We start from the raw sequence: 17,164 nt of genomic DNA, 5'->3' as shown, positions 1-17,164 counted from the left end.
CCTGCTCTGAAGCATGGCGCCAGCCTTCACGCGTGCTAACGGGCGTTTTCACTCAAGAAGATCGGGGCCAAAAGCGGCTTCATGCGCTCGCCGCCCTTGTCCGAGAGGTGATTTTCATCCATGTACTGTGAATAACCGTCGAACTCGGCCCGGCAGACGCCCGATTGGCACAGCAGGGACGCGGGGTCGAGCACATGCACTTGCGGATCCTGCACGCTCAGGCGATTGAACAGCGGGGCGAGAAAGTGTTGGCGCTGCTGATGCTCGGCCAGAGGTCGCCCGACCGCTTCGGCGGACCGCCCGACCATGGCCAGGCTGCTCAGGCGGGCCACGGTGCCCTGGCGTTGCAGCGGCACCTCCTTGAATATCCACACCCGCGCGCCGGCGGCACGCAGGCTGGCAATCATGCGTGTCAGGTCGCGTGCCACCTGTTGTTCCGCATCAGGCACGCTGTCGCGGTGATACAGCACGTGCTCGCGATCGCCATCTTCTTCGCCATAGAGGTACAGGCTCCAGCGCGCGGCGAGGATCACGTCATGAATCTTGTGTTGCTTGACGGCTTCCAGGGTACGGGCGTTGAAGTCCTGGCACTGGTCACGGGTTTCACTGCTCTGGATCGGCGGGCAGCCGGACAGGCTCGCCAGCCAGACTGTAATGCCATAGCGCCGAGCGTCAGCCTGAATGGCCGGTAATAGCGCAGCAGCATGGCTATCGCCCCAGACCAGTTGCACGGGCGGCGTGTTTTCGTCGCCGCCCAGGCGGCAGATTTTGCCCAGATCCGGGCTGTCCTTCTGCAACAGGCAATCCATTTGCCCTTGCTGCCAGTCCCGAGCCTCGGCGTAGCGCATGGCCTGGCCTGACAAGCGTGCGGGCACGCCATCGACGGAGCGAATCCATTGGCCCGCCAAACCCACCCCCAACAGGCAAACCAGACCTGCCGAAAGCATCGAACGCTGGCTGACAAAAAACTGCTTCTCGCGAAACGGCAGCTCGATGAAGCGCCAGCTAAGGCAGGCCAGAACCACGCTGAGAATGATCCAGGCCCAGGCCTCGAGTGGCTGCATGCCGTCGACCGAAATGGCATTGGCGTAAACGAAGATCGGCCAATGCCACAGATACAGGGAATAGGAGATCAACCCGACCGCCACCAGCCAGCGCAGGCTGAGCAGGCGGCCGATGACGGTCGACGCCTGGCCGTTGGCCCAGATCATCGCGGTGGCGCCTGACACAGGAAATAGCGCAGCCCAGCCGGGAAACCGCGTGTCCCTGTCGAAAAAGAACAGGGCGTACAATACTGCCAGCAGGCCGGTCAGGCTGACGGCCTCAAAGACCCAGGGCCTGGGTCTTTGCGTTAGCGGCGGCAACACGGCCAGCATCGCTCCGCACAGCAGTTCCCAGGCGCGCATGGGCAACAGGAAGAACGCTGCGTCCGGTTCGCGTTTGATCACCCAGACGTTAAGCCCGAACGACACCAGCAACAGCCCGAACAGCAGCCAGCGCCAATGGCGCATATAGCGGCTGAGCAGCACCAGCAGCAGCGGGAAGAAAATGTAGTACTGCTCTTCCACCGACAGCGACCAGGTGTGCAGCAGCGGTTTGAAGTCCGAAGCGGGGTTGAAATAGCTGTCCTGGCGCATGAACAGGATGTTGGAGATAAACATGGCCTGGTAGCGCACGGCGCGGCCCAGCTGCGAATAATCGTGGGGCGTCAGCAACAGCCAGCCCACGGCCAGGACCGCGAGCATGACCACGCTCAAGGCCGGGATGATGCGCCGGGCCCGGCGCGCCCAGAAGTCGACGAAGCTGAAGCGGCCTGCCGCTATCTCACGACAGATCACAGCGGTGATCAGATAGCCGGAAATGACAAAGAATACGTCGACGCCGACAAAGCCGCCGCTCACCCCGCCCAAGCCGAAATGAAACAGCACCACGGGAATGACCGCCAGCGCCCGCAGGCCGTCGATGTCGCGTCGATTGCCAAAGGTATGCATAGAGGACTCCCTGTCGCCGCTGCCAAAAAAAAGCAAAAAAAATGGTGTCCCTAAGGACACCATTTTTATCGAGCCGTTCAGCCGATTACTTACGTTTCATCGACAGGAAGAACTCGTCGTTGGTCTTGGTCTGCTTGAGCTTATCGATCAGGAACTCGATGGCTGCGACTTCGTCCATTGGGTGCAGCAGTTTGCGCAGGATCCACATGCGCTGCAGCTCGTCATCGGCAGTCAGCAACTCTTCGCGGCGGGTGCCGGAGCGGTTGATGTTGATGGCCGGGAAAACGCGCTTCTCGGCGATCTTGCGATCCAGAGGCAGCTCCATGTTGCCGGTACCCTTGAACTCTTCGTAGATCACTTCGTCCATCTTCGAGCCGGTTTCAACCAGCGCGGTGGCGATAATGGTCAGCGAGCCGCCTTCTTCGATGTTCCGTGCTGCACCGAAGAACCGCTTTGGTTTTTCCAGGGCGTGAGCATCGACACCACCGGTCAGAACCTTGCCGGAGCTCGGGATGACGGTGTTGTAGGCGCGGGCCAGACGGGTGATGGAGTCAAGCAGGATGACGACGTCTTTCTTGTGCTCGACCAGGCGCTTGGCCTTCTCGATCACCATCTCGGCAACCTGTACGTGACGGGTTGGCGGCTCGTCGAAAGTCGAGGCAACCACTTCGCCGCGCACGGTGCGCTGCATTTCGGTCACTTCTTCCGGACGTTCATCGATCAGCAGCACGATCAGGTGAACTTCCGGGTTGTTGCGCGTGATATTGGCCGCGATGTTCTGCAGCATGATGGTCTTGCCCGCTTTTGGCGGAGCAACGATCAGGCCGCGCTGGCCCTTGCCGATCGGGGCGCACAGGTCGATGACTCGACCGGTGAGGTCCTCGGTGGAACCGTTGCCGGCTTCCATCTTCATGCGCACGTTGGGGAACAGTGGCGTGAGGTTTTCAAACAGAATCTTGTTCTTCGCGTTTTCCGGACGGTCGAAGTTGATCGTGTCGACCTTCAACAGTGCGAAGTAACGCTCGCCTTCCTTCGGAGGGCGGATCTTGCCAACGATGGTGTCGCCCGTACGCAGGTTGAAGCGACGGATCTGGCTTGGCGAGACGTAGATATCGTCAGGGCCGGCCAGATAGGAAGCGTCTGCGGAGCGCAGGAAACCGAAGCCGTCCTGGAGGATCTCCAGCACGCCATCACCGGAAATTTCCTCGCCGCTTTTGGCGTGCTTTTTCAGCAGGGAGAAAATCACATCCTGCTTGCGCGAACGGGCCATATTTTCTATGCCCATCTGTTCGGCCATTTCGAGCAGATCGGTAATCGGCTTTTGCTTGAGTTCAGTCAGATTCATATGGGAATGACGTAATCATGTATGGAGGGAGAAATTAAGCTTTTGGGAGCTTAAAGAGGCTGCGCCGCAGAGAAGGCGAAAGGATCGCGAACAAGCATCGAAAGGAGAGCGTCGGCGACGGCTAGCAGGGGGCAGCGGAGAAACCGTTGCGGGGCCGAATTTAACACTTGATTTTCAGGACGTCTAGTGCGAATCCCGAAAAAACCCCGCTATTTGCGGGGCTTTAGGCATCATCAGATGTTTGCATCCAGGAATGCTTGCAGCTGCGATTTCGACAGGGCGCCGACCTTGGTCGCCGCGACTTCGCCGTCCTTGAACAACATCAGGGTCGGGATACCACGCACGCCGTGCTTTGCCGGGGTTTCCTGGTTCTCGTCAATGTTCAGCTTGGCGATGGTCAATTTGCCTTCGTAAGTACCGGCAATATCGTCCAGCACGGGAGCGATCATTTTGCATGGACCGCACCACTCAGCCCAGTAATCCACCAGCACGGGGCCGGAAGCCTTGAGGACGTCGGCTTCGAAGCTCGCATCGCTAACGTGTTTGATCAGGTCGCTACTCATGAAATTCTCCGAGGTCGTAGGCTAAAAAACGTGCACCATCATAGCGGGCCTCGTCCTGTACAGGAAGCCGATGATCATTGAGCCTTACTATGGCTATGCATGAGTGGCGTTATGGCGCTGTTCAGCCAGTGGGTGCCGTGAAGACAATCCCGGTGCGTAGCGCCGCGCCACGGATATGCTCCTGCATGGCTTTTTGCGCGGGCCCGGAGGCATGGCGGCTGAGCGAACGAAGGATCTTGCGGTGCTCCTGCCAGGTTTCCATGGCCCTGCCGGCACGGATGAACGGTAGCTTCTGGCTCTCCAGAAAAATGTCCGCGCCTGCCGTGATGATCCCCAGAATGGCCTGATTGCCACTGGCAACGAGAATATGTCGGTGGAATTCGAAGTCGAGCCTGGCCGCGGCATCGAAATCACCGGCGCGCAGCTCCAGGCGCATGGCTTCGACATTGTCCTCGAGCACGTCGTGTTCATCGGCAGTGAGAGTCACTGCGGCCAGGCCGGCAGCGAAGCCTTCCAGGGCGTAACGCAGTTGAAACGTGTCAGAAGGCGAGGCCTGGGCGGCGAACGGCCAGGAAAAACCGCTGCTGCGCTGTTCTGGTTCAGAAAGCGACTGGACGAATACGCCTTTGCCCGGCTGCACGCTGACCAGGCCCAGGGCGCTCAGCGACGACAATGCTTCGCGCAATGAAGCACGGCTGACACCCAGCAACAGCGCCAGGTCCCGCTGTGAGGGCAGGCTGTCGCCGGGTTGATAGCCATGCTCGGCAATCAGTTTGCGGATTGCCCGGAAGGCTGTTTCGGGTACTGCGATCGGATTCTGATGCATAACTGTTCAGGCTGGTCAGTCCGGGAAAACCCCCTTTTATAGATATCCGGGTCATCCGGCAAGTGACGCCCAAGCGTGGCGCGCCGGGGCTTTAAGGTGCCTCAAAGCAGTGCGTAGATGGCCTGACTGGTCTGACCTGTAGGAGCTGCCCTAGGCTTCGATGGCGCGCGCAGCGTGTCTGTTGCATGGCTTTCGTGACGGCCTTGCGGGCCTGATCGCAGCCTTCGGCAGCTCCTACGGAAAACAGATCATGGCAAAAGCGCATGAATGGCATGGGCTGTGCACTGCACTGGTTATTGCAACGAACCCTCTTTCGCACGAACCGGAGATTTCCTATGACCAAGCGTTACAGCGCCCTGCTCTCTGCTCTGTTTGCCAGCCTGATGCTCAGCCAGGCCCCTGCCCACGCCAATGGCCTGGACGACATCACGGCACGTGGCACCTTGAAGGTCGCCGTACCTCAGGACTTCCCGCCATTCGGTTCGGTCGGCCCGGACATGAAGCCGCGCGGTCTGGATATCGATACTGCCCAGCTGCTGGCTGATCAGCTCAAGGTCAAGCTGGAGCTCACCCCGGTCAACAGCACCAACCGCATTCCTTACCTGACTACCGGCAAGGTCGATCTGGTCATCTCCAGCCTGGGCAAGAACCCTGATCGTGAGAAGGTCATCGACTTCTCCCGCGCCTACGCGCCTTTCTACCTGGCCGTGTTCGGCCCGCCCGAGGCGGCCATTGCCGGTGTTGATGACCTCAAAGGCAAGACCATCAGCGTGACCCGTGGTGCTATCGAAGATATCGAGCTGACCGCCGTTGCGCCGAAAGAAGCGACCATCAAGCGCTTCGAAGACAACAATTCCACCATCGCGGCCTACCTGGCCAACCAGACCGATCTGATCGCCAGCGGCAACGTGGTGATGGTCGCCATCAGCGAGAAGAACCCCAAGCGCATTCCGGCACTGAAAGTGAAACTCAAGGATTCGCCGGTCTATGTCGGCGTGAACAAAGGCCAGCCTGAGCTGCTCGCCAAGGTCAACGAGATCCTCAACGCTGCCAAGGCTGACGGTGCGCTGGAGAAGAACTCCCAGACCTGGCTCAAGCAACCTCTGCCAGCCGATCTTTGATCGCCACGCTCTGATCTCTGCGTCCGGGAACTGCCAATGGCTTACCACTTCGACTTTCTACCGGTCCTGCAAAACGCCAACCTGTTGTTGCGCGGGGCCTTGTTCACGCTGGAGCTGACGGCCATCGGTACGCTGCTCGGGGTTGCCCTGGGCATCGTCGGCGCCATCGTCAGGGCCTGGAAGATTCAGCCGTTCTCGGCCATTTTCGGGGTCTATGTCGAGCTGATCCGCAACACGCCGTTCCTGGTGCAGCTGTTCTTCATCTTCTTTGGCCTGCCATCATTGGGAGTACAGATCTCCGAATGGCAGGCGGCGGTGCTGGCCATGGTGGTCAACCTGGGCGCCTATTCCACGGAGATTATCCGTGCCGGTATCCAGGCCATCCCCCGCGGCCAGCTTGAAGCGGCGGCGGCCCTGGCCATGACCCGTTTCGAAGCCTTCCGCTACGTGGTACTGATCCCCGCGCTGGGCAAGGTCTGGCCGGCGTTGAGCAGCCAGATCATCATCGTCATGCTCGGTTCGGCGGTGTGTTCGCAGATTGCCACTGAGGAGTTGAGCTTCTTCGCCAACTTCATCCAGTCGCGTAATTTCCGTGCCTTCGAGACCTACATCGTTACCACGCTGATCTATCTGTGCATGGCGTTGCTGATCCGCCAACTGCTGGCCTGGATCGGGCGTCGCTATATATCGAGGAGAGGTTGATGGATTTCACTCTTTGGGACGTAGTGCGCAACCTGCTCACCGGCCTGCAATGGACCCTGGCGCTGTCGCTGGTTGCTTTTGTCGGCGGCGGTCTGATCGGCCTTGCGGTGATGACCGCACGCATTTCTGAAAAAAAGCTGCCGCGACGTCTGGCGCGGGTGTACATCGAATTGTTCCAGGGCACGCCCCTGCTGATGCAGCTGTTCCTGGTGTTCTTCGGGGTGGCGCTGATCGGTTTCGATATTTCGCCCTGGGTTGCCGCCGCTTTGGCGCTGACCCTGTTCACCAGTGCCTATCTGGCGGAGATCTGGCGTGGCTGCGTCGAATCCATCGCCAGTGGTCAGTGGGAAGCTTCGGCCAGCCTGGCCATGACGCCTTTCGAGCAACTGCGCTATGTGATCCTGCCTCAGGCCCTGCGTATCGCCGTGGCGCCGACAGTCGGCTTCTCGGTGCAGGTGGTCAAGGGCACGGCCGTGACCTCGATCATCGGTTTCACCGAGCTGACCAAGACCGGCAGCATGCTGGCCAACGCCACCTTTCAACCTTTCATGGTCTACGGCTTCGTTGCCCTGGGCTACTTCCTGCTTTGCTACCCCTTGTCGCTCAGTGCCCGCTACCTGGAAAGGAGACTGCATGCCTCTGCTTAGAATTTCCGCCCTGCATAAATACTACGGCGACCATCACGTTCTCAAAGGCATCGATCTATCGGTCGAGGAAGGCCAGGTCGTCGCGATCATTGGCCGCAGCGGTTCGGGCAAAAGTACGCTGCTGCGCACCCTCAATGGCCTGGAATCGATCAACGACGGCGTCATCGAAGTCGATGGTGAATACCTGGATGCCGCCCGCGCCGATCTGCGCTCGCTCAGGCAGAAGGTCGGCATGGTGTTCCAGCAGTTCAACCTGTTCCCGCACCTGAGTGTCGGCGAGAACGTGATGCTGGCCCCGCAGGTGGTGCAGAAGGTCTCCCGGCCGGACGCGGCCAAGCTGGCCAGGCGCATGCTCGAACGGGTAGGTCTGGGCGAGAAATTCGATGCCTTCCCGGACCGGCTGTCCGGCGGCCAGCAACAGCGCGTGGCGATTGCCCGGGCGCTGGCCATGTCGCCCAAGGTGTTGCTGTGCGACGAAATCACCTCGGCCCTCGACCCCGAGCTGGTCAACGAGGTGCTCAGCGTTGTGCGGCAATTGGCCGCTGATGGCATGACGTTGATCATGGTCACCCACGAGATGCGTTTTGCCCGTGAAGTCGGCGACAAACTGGTGTTCATGCATCAGGGCAAGGTGCATGAGGTCGGTGATCCGAAAGAGTTGATGGCCAATCCGAAGACCCCGGAGCTGGCAAATTTCATCGGTTCCACCGAGCAATAGTCCTTCGCTTGAGGGCCGCTGACGCGCTTCGCGTTGGCGGCAGGCATGGATCATGGCAGGATGGCGCGGTTATCGACCGAGATTTGCTGACTATGCCGAATTCCACCGCCAAGAATCTTTCCCTGATTGCCGCTATCGACCTGGGTTCGAACAGCTTCCATATGGTTGTTGCCAAAGCCAATCTCGGGGAAATCCGCATTTTGGAGCGCCTTGGCGAGAAGGTTCAGCTGGCTGCGGGCATCGATGACGAGCGTCGCCTCAGCGAGGAATCCATGCAGCGCGGCCTGGACTGCCTCAAGCGCTTTGCCCAACTGATCAACGGCATGCCCCTGGGCGCTGTGCGTATCGTCGGTACCAACGCCCTGCGTGAAGCCCGCAATCGTGGCGAGTTCATTCGTCGCGCTGAAGAAATCCTCGGTCACCCTGTCGAAGTCATCTCCGGGCGCGAAGAAGCGCGTCTGATTTACCTTGGCGTGTCCCATACCCTGGCCGATACCCCCGGCAAACGTTTGGTCGCGGATATCGGCGGTGGCAGTACGGAATTCATCATTGGCCAGCGCTTTGAGCCGTTGCTGCGCGAAAGCCTGCAAATGGGCTGTGTCAGCTTCACTCAGCGTTACTTCAAGGACGGCAAGATCACCCCGGCCCGCTACGCCCAGGCCTACACGGCGGCGCGCCTGGAGATCATGAGTATTGAGCACGCGCTGCATCGCTTGAAGTGGGATGAGGCCATCGGTTCTTCGGGCACCATTCGCGCCATCGGCCTGGCCCTCAAGGCCAACGGCCATGGTTCGGGCGAGGTCAATGCCGAAGGCCTGGCCTGGCTCAAGCGCAAGATTTTCAAGTTGGGCGATGTCGACAAGATCGACTTCGACGGTATCAAGCCTGACCGCCGCTCGATCTTCCCGGCGGGCCTGGCGATTCTCGAAGCCATCTTCGATGCCCTGGAACTGCAACGCATGGACCACTGCGAGGGTGCCCTGCGTGAAGGCGTGCTCTATGACCTGCTGGGCCGCCATCATCACGAAGACGTGCGTGAGCGCACCCTGACTTCGTTGATGGAGCGTTACCACGTCGATATGGAGCAGGCCGCCCGTGTCGAGCGCAAGGCGCTGCTGGCGCTGGAGCAGGTTGCCGGTGCCTGGGGTCTGGAAGACGATCTGTATCGCGAGCTACTGAGCTGGGCCGCCAAGGTGCACGAAGTGGGGCTGGACATCGCCCACTATCACTATCACAAGCACGGCGCCTACCTGATCGAGCACTCGGACCTGGCCGGTTTCTCCCGCGAAGACCAGCAAATGCTGGCCCTGCTGGTGCGTGGCCACCGGCGCAACATTCCCAAGGACAAGTTTGCCGAGTTCGGCGATGAAGGCATCAAGCTGATTCGCCTGTGCGTGCTGCTGCGCTTTGCCATCCTGTTCCACCACATCCGCGGGACTCAGGAAATGCCCCAGCCGGTATTGAACGCCAACGACAATCAGCTGGACATTCAATTCCCGGATGGCTGGCTGGAAAACAACCAGCTGACTCAGGCCGACTTCGCGCTGGAAGCGGAGTGGCTGACCCGAGTCGGCATCGTCCTCACTGTACGCTGAGGACGGGGATGCTCAGGCGCTCGAGGAGAGTGGCCTGGGCGCTGCGCGGGTTCTGGTTGCCGGTTGGCGTGCTGCGGGTGTAGCGGCCGTCTGAGTGCAGAATCCAGCTGTGGGTGTTGTCCGTCAGATAGCTTTCCAGCTCCTTCTTGACCCGCAGAATCAGTTTCTTGCCCTCGACCGGGAAGCAGGTCTCGACGCGCTTGTCGAGGTTGCGTTCCATCCAGTCGGCACTGGAGAGGAACATCTGCTCTTCGCCGCCGTTGAGGAAGTAGAACACCCGGGTATGTTCCAGGAAGCGGCCGATGATCGAACGCACATGAATATTGTGCGAGACCCCGGCGATGCCTGGACGCAGGCAGCACATGCCGCGCACCACCAGATCGATACGCACGCCCGACTGACTGGCCTTGTACAGCGCACGGATGATCTTCGGATCGGTCAGTGAGTTGAACTTGGCGATGATGTGGGCCGGTTTGCCCTCGAGAGCGAACTGAGTCTCCCGGGCGATCATGTCGAGCATGCCTTTCTTCAAGGTGAAGGGGGCGTGCAGCAACTTCTTCATGCGCAGGGTTTTACCCATGCCGATCAGTTGGGTGAACAGCTTGCCCAGGTCTTCGCACAGGGCGTCGTCCGAAGTCAGCAAGCTGTAGTCGGTGTACAGGCGCGCGTTGCCGGCGTGATAGTTACCGGTGCCCAAGTGCGCGTAGCGAACGATTTCGCCCGCTTCGCGGCGCAGGATCAGCATCATCTTGGCGTGGGTCTTGAAGCCCACCACACCATAGATCACTACCGCACCCGCTGCCTGCAGGCGGCTGGCCAGTTGCAGGTTGGATTCTTCATCGAAGCGCGCGCGCAGCTCGATCACCGCGGTGACTTCCTTGCCGTTGCGCGCGGCATCGACCAGCGCGTCAACGATTTCCGAGTTGGCGCCGCTGCGATACAGGGTCTGGCGTACAGCCAGTACGTGCGGATCCTTGGCGGCCTGACGCAGCAGGTCGACCACCGGGGTGAACGATTCAAACGGATGGAGCAACAGGATGTCCTGCTTCTTGATCACGTTGAAAATATTGTCGCTGTTCTGCAACAGCTTGGGGATTGCCGGGGTGAACGGCGGATATTGCAGTTCCGGGTGGCTGTCCAGGCCGGTGATGCTGAACAGGCGGGTCAGGTTGACCGGGCCATTGACCTGATACAGCTCGGTCTCGGACAGGTTGAACTGCTTGAGCAGGTAATCCGACAGCTGTTTCGGGCAGGTATCGGCTACTTCCAGGCGCACCGCATCGCCGTAACGGCGGGAGAACAGCTCGCCGCGCAAGGCGCGGGCCAGGTCTTCGACGTCTTCGGAGTCCAGCGCCAGGTCGGCGTTACGGGTCAGGCGGAACTGATAGCAGCCCTTGACCTTCATGCCCTGGAACAAGTCATCGGCGTGGGCGTGGATCATCGACGACAGGAATACATAGTTGTCGCCAGGACCGCCGACGTCTTCCGGCACCTTGATGATGCGCGGCAGCAGGCGCGGGGCCGGGATGATCGCCAGGCCTGAATCGCGACCGAAGGCGTCGATGCCCTCCAGTTCGACGATGAAGTTCAGGCTCTTGTTCACCAGCAATGGGAACGGGTGTGTCGGGTCAAGGCCGATGGGCGTGATGATCGGCGCGATTTCGTCGCGGAAATAGCGGCGCACCCAGGTCTTGAGCTTCACCGTCCAGTGACGGCGACGTATGAAGCGAATCTGATGCTTCTCCAGCTCGGGCAGGAGAATGTCGTTGAGGATCGCGTATTGACGGTCAACATGACCGTGGACCAATTCGCTGATACGGGCCAGTGCCTGATGCGGCTGCAGGCCGTCAGCGCCCGCCTGTTCGCGGGCGAAGGTGATCTGCTTCTTGAGACCGGCGACACGAATTTCGAAGAACTCATCCAGGTTGCTGGAGAAGATCAGCAGGAACTTCAAGCGCTCCAGTAGTGGATACGACTCATCCAGTGCCTGTTCCAACACGCGAATGTTGAACTGCAGCTGGGACAGCTCGCGATGAATGTAGAGGCTGCTGTCGTCGATATTGAGGCTCACGACTGCCGGAGCGGCCACAACAGGCGGCTCGATGGCAGGAATGACCTCGATGCTTGGCTCGACCACTGGCAAAGCTTCCTGAGCGTCGACTTCGACTTTTGCTTCGACAGCGGCCTGGGTGAGTCCTTCGGTATTCATGGATATTCCTGTAGGGACTATTGCCCTTTCAACAGTTGAGCAGCGCGGACGGCAAAGTAGGTCAGAATGCCATCAGCTCCTGCGCGTTTGAAAGCGGTAAGGGATTCGAGAATCACCCCTTCGCTCAGCCAGCCGTTCTGAATCGCGGCCATGTGCATCGCATACTCGCCACTGACTTGATAGACAAAAGTCGGCACCTTGAATTCATCCTTGACCCGGAAAAGGATATCCAGGTAAGGCATGCCCGGCTTGACCATGACCATGTCAGCACCTTCCGCCAGGTCAGCCGCCACTTCGTGCAGGGCTTCGTTGCTGTTGCCCGGGTCCATCTGATAAGAGGCCTTGTTGGCCTTGCCCAGATTCAATGCCGAGCCGACCGCATCGCGGAACGGACCGTAGTAGGCGCTGGCGTACTTGGCCGAATAGGCCATGATCCGCACATTGACGTGACCGGCGTGCTCCAGGGCTTCACGGATGGCCTGGATGCGACCGTCCATCATGTCCGAGGGCGCAACGACCTGGGCACCGGCTTCAGCGTGGGACAGTGCCTGCTTGACCAGGGCATCGACAGTGATGTCGTTCTGCACATAGCCGCTGTCGTCGAGGATGCCGTCCTGACCGTGTGTGGTGAACGGGTCGAGGGCAACGTCGGTGATCACGCCCAGCTCCGGGAAGCGTTCACGCAGGGCGCGGGTGGCGCGCTGGGCGATGCCGTCCGGGTTCCAGGCTTCGGCGGCGTCGAGGGATTTCTTCTCGGGCGGTGTGACCGGGAACAGGGCCAGTGCCGGAATACCCAGGGCGACCCAGGCTTCGGCTTCCTTGAGCAACAGATCGATACTCAGGCGTTCGACGCCGGGCATCGAGGCAATGCTTTCGCGCTGGTTTTCACCATCGAGTACAAAAACGGGAAGAATCAGATCGTCGACGGTCAGAACATTCTCACGGACCAGTCGGCGGGAAAAATCGTCGCGGCGGTTACGACGCAGGCGAGTGAGAGGAAACAGGCGGTTTGCGGGGGTAAAGCTCACGGCGAGACTCCTGAGCCCGCATACGCGGGCAAGCGCGACAGTTATAAGCCGCCATTATGACTAATGTGTGACAGTCTGACTCAGGCTGCGACTCGAGGCCGCAGCCATGCGGTCCAGACGAGTGTCGCAGGACCTGTAAACATAATGTTCAGAGGCTGTGGGCATTGTCTTCGTCACAAACTTTAACGTCGAGACACATCTCCACACTTTCCTCAATGACACTGGCGGGTTAGGCTGCGCGTTCATTTCGCCAGCACCCAGAAAATGCTCCAACATTTCTTGCAGGAATTTGGTTACTTTGCCCTCTTTCTCGGCACCTTCTTTGAAGGCGAGACCATATTGGTTCTTGCCGGATTCCTTGCGTTCCGGGGTTACATGGATATCTACGTGGTCGTGGTGGTGGCGTTCTTCGGAAGCTATGCCGGTGACCAGCTCTGGTATTTCATGGGGCGCAGACATGGCCGCAAACTGCTCGCGCGCAAGCCGCGCTGGCAACTCATGGGCGATCGGGCACTCGAGCATATCCGCAAACATCCGGATATCTGGGTCCTGAGCTTTCGCTTCGTCTATGGCCTGCGCACGGTAATGCCGGTGGCGATTGGCCTGTCCGGCTACCCGCCGGGCCGCTACCTGTTGCTCAACGGCATCGGTGCGGCGATCTGGGCGGCGGCACTGGCTGCGGCGGCCTATCACTTCGGCGCCGTGCTTGAGGGCCTGTTGGGCAACGTCAAGAAGTACGAGCTGTGGGTCCTGGGCGGCCTGCTGCTGCTCGGCCTGGCCCTGTGGCTGCGTCGGCGCATCAAGAATGCCCGTGCTGCGCGTATCAAGGCAGCAGAAGCCGCAGAGGCCAGTGTTCAGCCGGTGGCGGTGGAAGTGCCGGTCGAGGTCAAGAAAACGGCCGACGAGTGAGCCACGTGGTGGCTCTACACAATCTGTAGGAGCTGCCGAAGGCTGCGAATGGCCTCAATGTGTGTAGCCGGCTTGCTGGTAATGCGGTCGGTCAGTCGATGCCGCCATCGCCAGCAAACCAGCTCCCACAAGATTCCATTCCATTTCAAGTCATGAAGGTTTGGCTGAGGCGGTCGCCAATCGCGTCAGTATCCGGTCCAGGGCATTGGCAAACGCCTGCCTTTCCCGCTCGCCATAAGGCCCCTGGCCTCCCCCCATCTGGCCTTGTTCACGCAAGTCGGTAAACAGATTACGCACCGCCAGGCGTTCGCCCATGTTCTGTGGGTCGAACTCCTTGCCGCGCGGGTCGAGCGCGGCCACGCCTTTCTTGATCAGACGATCCGCCAGAGGCACATCACTGCAAATCACCAGTTCGCCGGGTACCGCCTGCTCTACCAGGTAATCGTCGGCCGCATCCGGTCCCGCCGGGACCACGATCAATTTCACACAACTGAAGGCCGGTTTGATCTGGCCCTGGCCCGCTACCAGGACCACTTCGAATTTACGTTTGAGGGCAAATTTGACCACCTGCTCCTTGGCGGCCTTGGGGCAGGCATCGGCATCGATCCAGACGCGCATGTTCATGCCGGTTGCCTGCACAGGCAAAGCATCGGCGCAAAGCAGAACATGGAGGCGCAACGCAATGGCATTAAAGACTCGAGCAAGGTTGTGGAGGTGCCGCATTGTTCACCTGCTGGCCGCATCGCTCAAGGTGGATATACATATTTATTACCTGAAATGAGGGTGTAAAAGGTTCAATGCCGCTCGTCGAAAGGGCTGTGATGTCATTCACATGCTGGCAAATGGGGTTGAAAAGGCCATTGTTTTCACGATATGGCTGTTTATAATCGCCGCCTTCCTGCAAGCGCCGCGACCGCTCTGCTTTGCGGGTAATTCGACCCGATTTTATTACCGGGGCAAATGGACTTGCATGATGGCCTCTCAATCGGCCCGTCATGACTCTCTAAGGATTGAACGCATCATGTCCTCTCGTGTCCTGACCGTGGCCGCTCTGATTGTCTCCCTGCAGTTGGCTGGCTGCTCCGCATTTCGCAGTTATGACACCGAGCTGAAGGAAACCAACCAGCAATTGTCGGGCGGGAACGTCGATGGCGCCCTGCTGACCCTGGAAAAGAACAACACTGGCGCTGACAAGGACCTTCTCTATTACTTCGAAAAGGGCGAGATTCTGCGCGCCAAGGGTGACCTGACCGGCAGCCAGACGGCCTGGCGCTCGGCTGATGATGTGGTGTTCAAGTGGGAAGAGTCGGTCAAGTTCGATACCGACAAGTACGTGGCCCAGTTTGGCAGCTATCTGGTCAACGACAAGGTTCGCCGCTACGAAGGCTATGACTACGAGAAAGTCATGCTGACCACCCAGATGGCCCTGAACCTGCTGGCCCAGAATGACTTCGATGGCGCCCGTACCGAGATCAAGAAGACCCACGAGCGCGAAGCCGTTATCGCCGATCTGCGCGACAAGGAATACCTCAAGAGCGAAGACGAGGCCCGTGAAAAGGGTGTGACTACCCAGTTCAAGGATCTCAAGGGCTATCCGGTCGCGTCTCTGGACGCTCCGGAAGTCGTCGGCCTCAAGAACAGCTACCAGAGTGCGTTCAGCCACTACCTGTCCGGCTTCGTCTACGAAGCCCTGGGTGAAAAAGACCTCGCGGCACCGGGCTATCGTCAGGCAGCCGAACTGCGTCCGAACACGCCTCTGCTCGATCAGGCCCTGCTGGACCTGGATGACGGTGGCAGCAAAGTCACCGCCGGCAAAGCCAGCAAGGGCAAGAAAGGCAGCAAGGAGAGCAAGTCCGTCGTCGAAGCGGCGCCAGGCACTGAAGGCACCAGCGACGTGTTGATCGTCGTGCAGAGCGGCTTTGCCCCGGCCCGTGATTCGGTGCGTATCCCGTTGCCGTTGCCGATTGCCAACAACATCGTAATTACTGCCCTGTCGTTCCCGGTGATCAAGCCCGATACATCGACCCAGCGCTTTTCGCAAATCGTCGTCAACGGCGCGCCGGTCAACCTGACCCTGCTCAACAGCACCACGGACATGTCACGTCGTGCCCTGCGTGACGATATGCCGGGCATCATCGTGCGTACCACGGTGCGCGCAATCAGCCGCGGTGTGGCACAGAAACAGCTGAACGACGTCAACCCCCTCGCGGGCCTGGCCATGGGCATTACCTCGGCCATCGTCGAAGGTGCCGATACCCGTACCTGGCGCACCCTGCCGGACACGACTCAGGTCGTACGCTTGCGCTTGAAGCCGGGCGAGCACGATGTCGTGTTGCCATCCGTCACCGGTGGCACCCACGTCAAGGTCAGGATCGACCGTCCTTATCAGGTCGTGGCCCTGCGGGCCGTCAGTAATCAGGTCTACGCCGATGGCCTGATGGCCCAGGTCGTGCCATCGACCCTGCCGCAAGCCGTGGCTAGCAAACAACCTTGAACGGAGACACCCGCATGCGTATGAAGATGCTTGGCGCGCTGGCCTTGGCCCTGCTCGCCGGATGCGCCACCCCGCCGCCGCCCGCACCGGGCAGCGCAGCCAGCAAAGTGGTCTCGCTGGGCAGCATGGATAACATCGAAGTCGGCGCAATGCGCGTCGCTCGGGAAAACGGCTTCCTGACCGTGAAGGTCGAGCTGCACAACACCAGCTTCCGTAACAAAAGCATGTTTTATCGCTTTGCCTGGCTGGGCAACGACGGCTTCCCGGTGGGCGATGAGGACAGCTGGAAGAGCGTGACGCTGTACGGGTCCCAGACCAGCTTCCTGTCCGCCATCGCGCCGCTGCCAAAGGCCACTGACTTCCGCCTTGAAGTTAAAACCCCTTGATCCGTCTTCCCTTTCGATCAGTTCAAGAGAAACCGCATATGTTGTCTATCCGCCTCTGCTCTATTGCCGCTGTCGCCCTGCTGGCTACCGGTTGCGTTAACAACTCCCCGACCCTGGGCAGCAAGAACATCAGCTACGGTGATACCAAGGCTGTAGAGACTGTCACCAACGAGTTCGGCTCCACCGACCTGCAGATGATCGCCGAGAGCATGACCCGCTCCCTGGCCCAGTCCGGTGTGTTGCAAGGCCGTCCGGTGGTACAGGTCTACGACGTGAAGAACAAGACCAGCGAGTACATCGATACCCGCGAAATCACCACGTCGATCAAGACCCAGCTGATGAAGACCGGCACCGCCCGCTTCGCCAGCGACAATACTGACATGCAAAGCCAGGTCGACCAGCTCAAGCTGCAAAACCAGAGCGGCCTGTACAAGAAATCCACGGTCAGCAAGACCGGCAACATGCAGGCGGCCAAATACCGTCTGGAAGGCTCCATCAGCTCCATCGTCAAGCGCAGCAGCGACTACAAGGACGTCTTCTACAAATTCAGCCTGCAACTGATCGACGTCGAGAGCGGCATTGCTGAGTGGATGGACGAGAAAGAAATCCGCAAAACCACGGAGCGTTAAT

The 17,164-nt window shown here is 59.8% G+C and carries 16 protein-coding genes; 9 read left to right on the top strand and 7 right to left on the bottom strand.

Annotation, left to right across the window (positions count from 1 at the left end; all coding sequences use genetic code 11):
* Positions 1-35 precede the first annotated feature (35 nt).
* The 4 genes from ACCD02_RS01105 to ACCD02_RS01090 form a co-directional block, all read right to left on the bottom strand.
* Positions 36-1,991 carry an acyltransferase family protein gene (locus ACCD02_RS01105; protein ID WP_413298096.1) on the bottom strand — a complete coding sequence of 652 codons (1,956 nt, stop codon included), beginning with the start codon at positions 1,989-1,991 and terminating at the stop codon, positions 36-38.
* A gap of 85 nt (positions 1,992-2,076) precedes the next feature.
* Complete coding sequence (rho, locus tag ACCD02_RS01100) at positions 2,077-3,336, bottom strand: transcription termination factor Rho (protein ID WP_259101221.1); 1,260 nt, start codon at positions 3,334-3,336, stop codon at positions 2,077-2,079.
* 233 nt (positions 3,337-3,569) lie between these two features.
* Positions 3,570-3,899, bottom strand: a complete 330-nt coding sequence (gene trxA / locus ACCD02_RS01095; RefSeq protein WP_081564805.1) for a thioredoxin TrxA — start codon at positions 3,897-3,899, stop codon at positions 3,570-3,572.
* A 121-nt stretch (positions 3,900-4,020) separates the two neighbouring features.
* On the bottom strand, positions 4,021-4,725 hold the full coding sequence (locus ACCD02_RS01090) for a FadR/GntR family transcriptional regulator (protein WP_413298095.1): 705 nt from the start codon (positions 4,723-4,725) through the stop codon (positions 4,021-4,023).
* A 335-nt stretch (positions 4,726-5,060) separates the two neighbouring features.
* On the opposite strand from ACCD02_RS01090, the gene ACCD02_RS01085 reads away from it, so the two are divergent.
* From ACCD02_RS01085 to ppx, 5 genes are all read left to right on the top strand, one after another.
* A complete protein-coding gene (locus ACCD02_RS01085) occupies positions 5,061-5,846 on the top strand; it encodes a transporter substrate-binding domain-containing protein (RefSeq protein WP_413298094.1) in 786 nt (261 codons plus the stop codon).
* A gap of 36 nt (positions 5,847-5,882) precedes the next feature.
* Positions 5,883-6,548 (top strand): amino acid ABC transporter permease, encoded by a 666-nt coding sequence (locus ACCD02_RS01080; protein WP_413298093.1) that lies wholly within the window; start codon positions 5,883-5,885, stop codon positions 6,546-6,548.
* A complete protein-coding gene (locus ACCD02_RS01075) occupies positions 6,545-7,195 on the top strand; it encodes an amino acid ABC transporter permease (protein ID WP_413298092.1) in 651 nt (216 codons plus the stop codon). The genes ACCD02_RS01080 and ACCD02_RS01075 overlap by 4 nt, the downstream gene beginning before the upstream one ends.
* On the top strand, positions 7,182-7,913 hold the full coding sequence (locus ACCD02_RS01070) for an amino acid ABC transporter ATP-binding protein (protein ID WP_413298091.1): 732 nt from the start codon (positions 7,182-7,184) through the stop codon (positions 7,911-7,913). The genes ACCD02_RS01075 and ACCD02_RS01070 overlap by 14 nt, the downstream gene beginning before the upstream one ends.
* Positions 7,914-8,005: 92 nt before the next feature.
* A complete protein-coding gene (gene ppx / locus ACCD02_RS01065) occupies positions 8,006-9,508 on the top strand; it encodes an exopolyphosphatase (RefSeq protein ID WP_413298090.1) in 1,503 nt (500 codons plus the stop codon).
* On the opposite strand, the gene ppk1 is transcribed toward ppx, so the two are convergent.
* Positions 9,495-11,717, bottom strand: coding sequence for a polyphosphate kinase 1 (gene ppk1, locus ACCD02_RS01060; protein WP_413298089.1), 2,223 nt, complete (start codon positions 11,715-11,717; stop codon positions 9,495-9,497). The genes ppx and ppk1 overlap by 14 nt on opposite strands.
* Positions 11,718-11,734: 17 nt before the next feature.
* A complete protein-coding gene (gene hemB, locus ACCD02_RS01055; protein WP_413298088.1) occupies positions 11,735-12,745 on the bottom strand; it encodes a porphobilinogen synthase in 1,011 nt (336 codons plus the stop codon).
* A gap of 264 nt (positions 12,746-13,009) precedes the next feature.
* Between hemB and ACCD02_RS01050 the strand changes: the two genes are divergently transcribed.
* The gene (locus ACCD02_RS01050) at positions 13,010-13,654 is read left to right on the top strand and encodes a DedA family protein (protein WP_413298087.1); all 645 of its coding nucleotides are present in this window, start codon (positions 13,010-13,012) and stop codon (positions 13,652-13,654) included.
* A 150-nt stretch (positions 13,655-13,804) separates the two neighbouring features.
* Here ACCD02_RS01050 and ACCD02_RS01045 read toward each other — a convergent pair whose 3' ends face one another.
* The gene (locus tag ACCD02_RS01045) at positions 13,805-14,272 is read right to left on the bottom strand and encodes a YaiI/YqxD family protein (RefSeq protein ID WP_413298315.1); all 468 of its coding nucleotides are present in this window, start codon (positions 14,270-14,272) and stop codon (positions 13,805-13,807) included.
* Between the two features lie 403 nt (positions 14,273-14,675).
* Here ACCD02_RS01045 and ACCD02_RS01040 point away from each other — a divergent pair, with 403 nt between their 5' ends.
* Genes ACCD02_RS01040 through lpoB form a run of 3 tightly spaced genes read left to right on the top strand, consistent with a single transcriptional unit; the run spans position 14,676 to position 17,163 of the window.
* Positions 14,676-16,148 carry a COG3014 family protein gene (locus tag ACCD02_RS01040; RefSeq protein WP_413298086.1) on the top strand — a complete coding sequence of 491 codons (1,473 nt, stop codon included), beginning with the start codon at positions 14,676-14,678 and terminating at the stop codon, positions 16,146-16,148.
* Positions 16,149-16,162: 14 nt separating this feature from the next.
* Positions 16,163-16,534: a YcfL family protein gene (locus tag ACCD02_RS01035; protein ID WP_413298085.1), complete on the top strand. Its 372-nt coding sequence runs from the start codon at positions 16,163-16,165 to the stop codon at positions 16,532-16,534.
* Positions 16,535-16,572: 38 nt separating this feature from the next.
* Positions 16,573-17,163 (top strand): penicillin-binding protein activator LpoB, encoded by a 591-nt coding sequence (lpoB, locus tag ACCD02_RS01030; RefSeq protein ID WP_413298083.1) that lies wholly within the window; start codon positions 16,573-16,575, stop codon positions 17,161-17,163.
* Position 17,164: the final 1 nt, after the last annotated feature.

Source organism: Pseudomonas sp. Pseusp88, from assembly GCF_047303955.1.
In the GTDB taxonomy this organism is placed as follows: domain Bacteria; phylum Pseudomonadota; class Gammaproteobacteria; order Pseudomonadales; family Pseudomonadaceae; genus Aquipseudomonas.
Note: the sequence above shows the minus strand (reverse complement) of the source record. Positions and strands in the feature narration are given on the sequence as shown.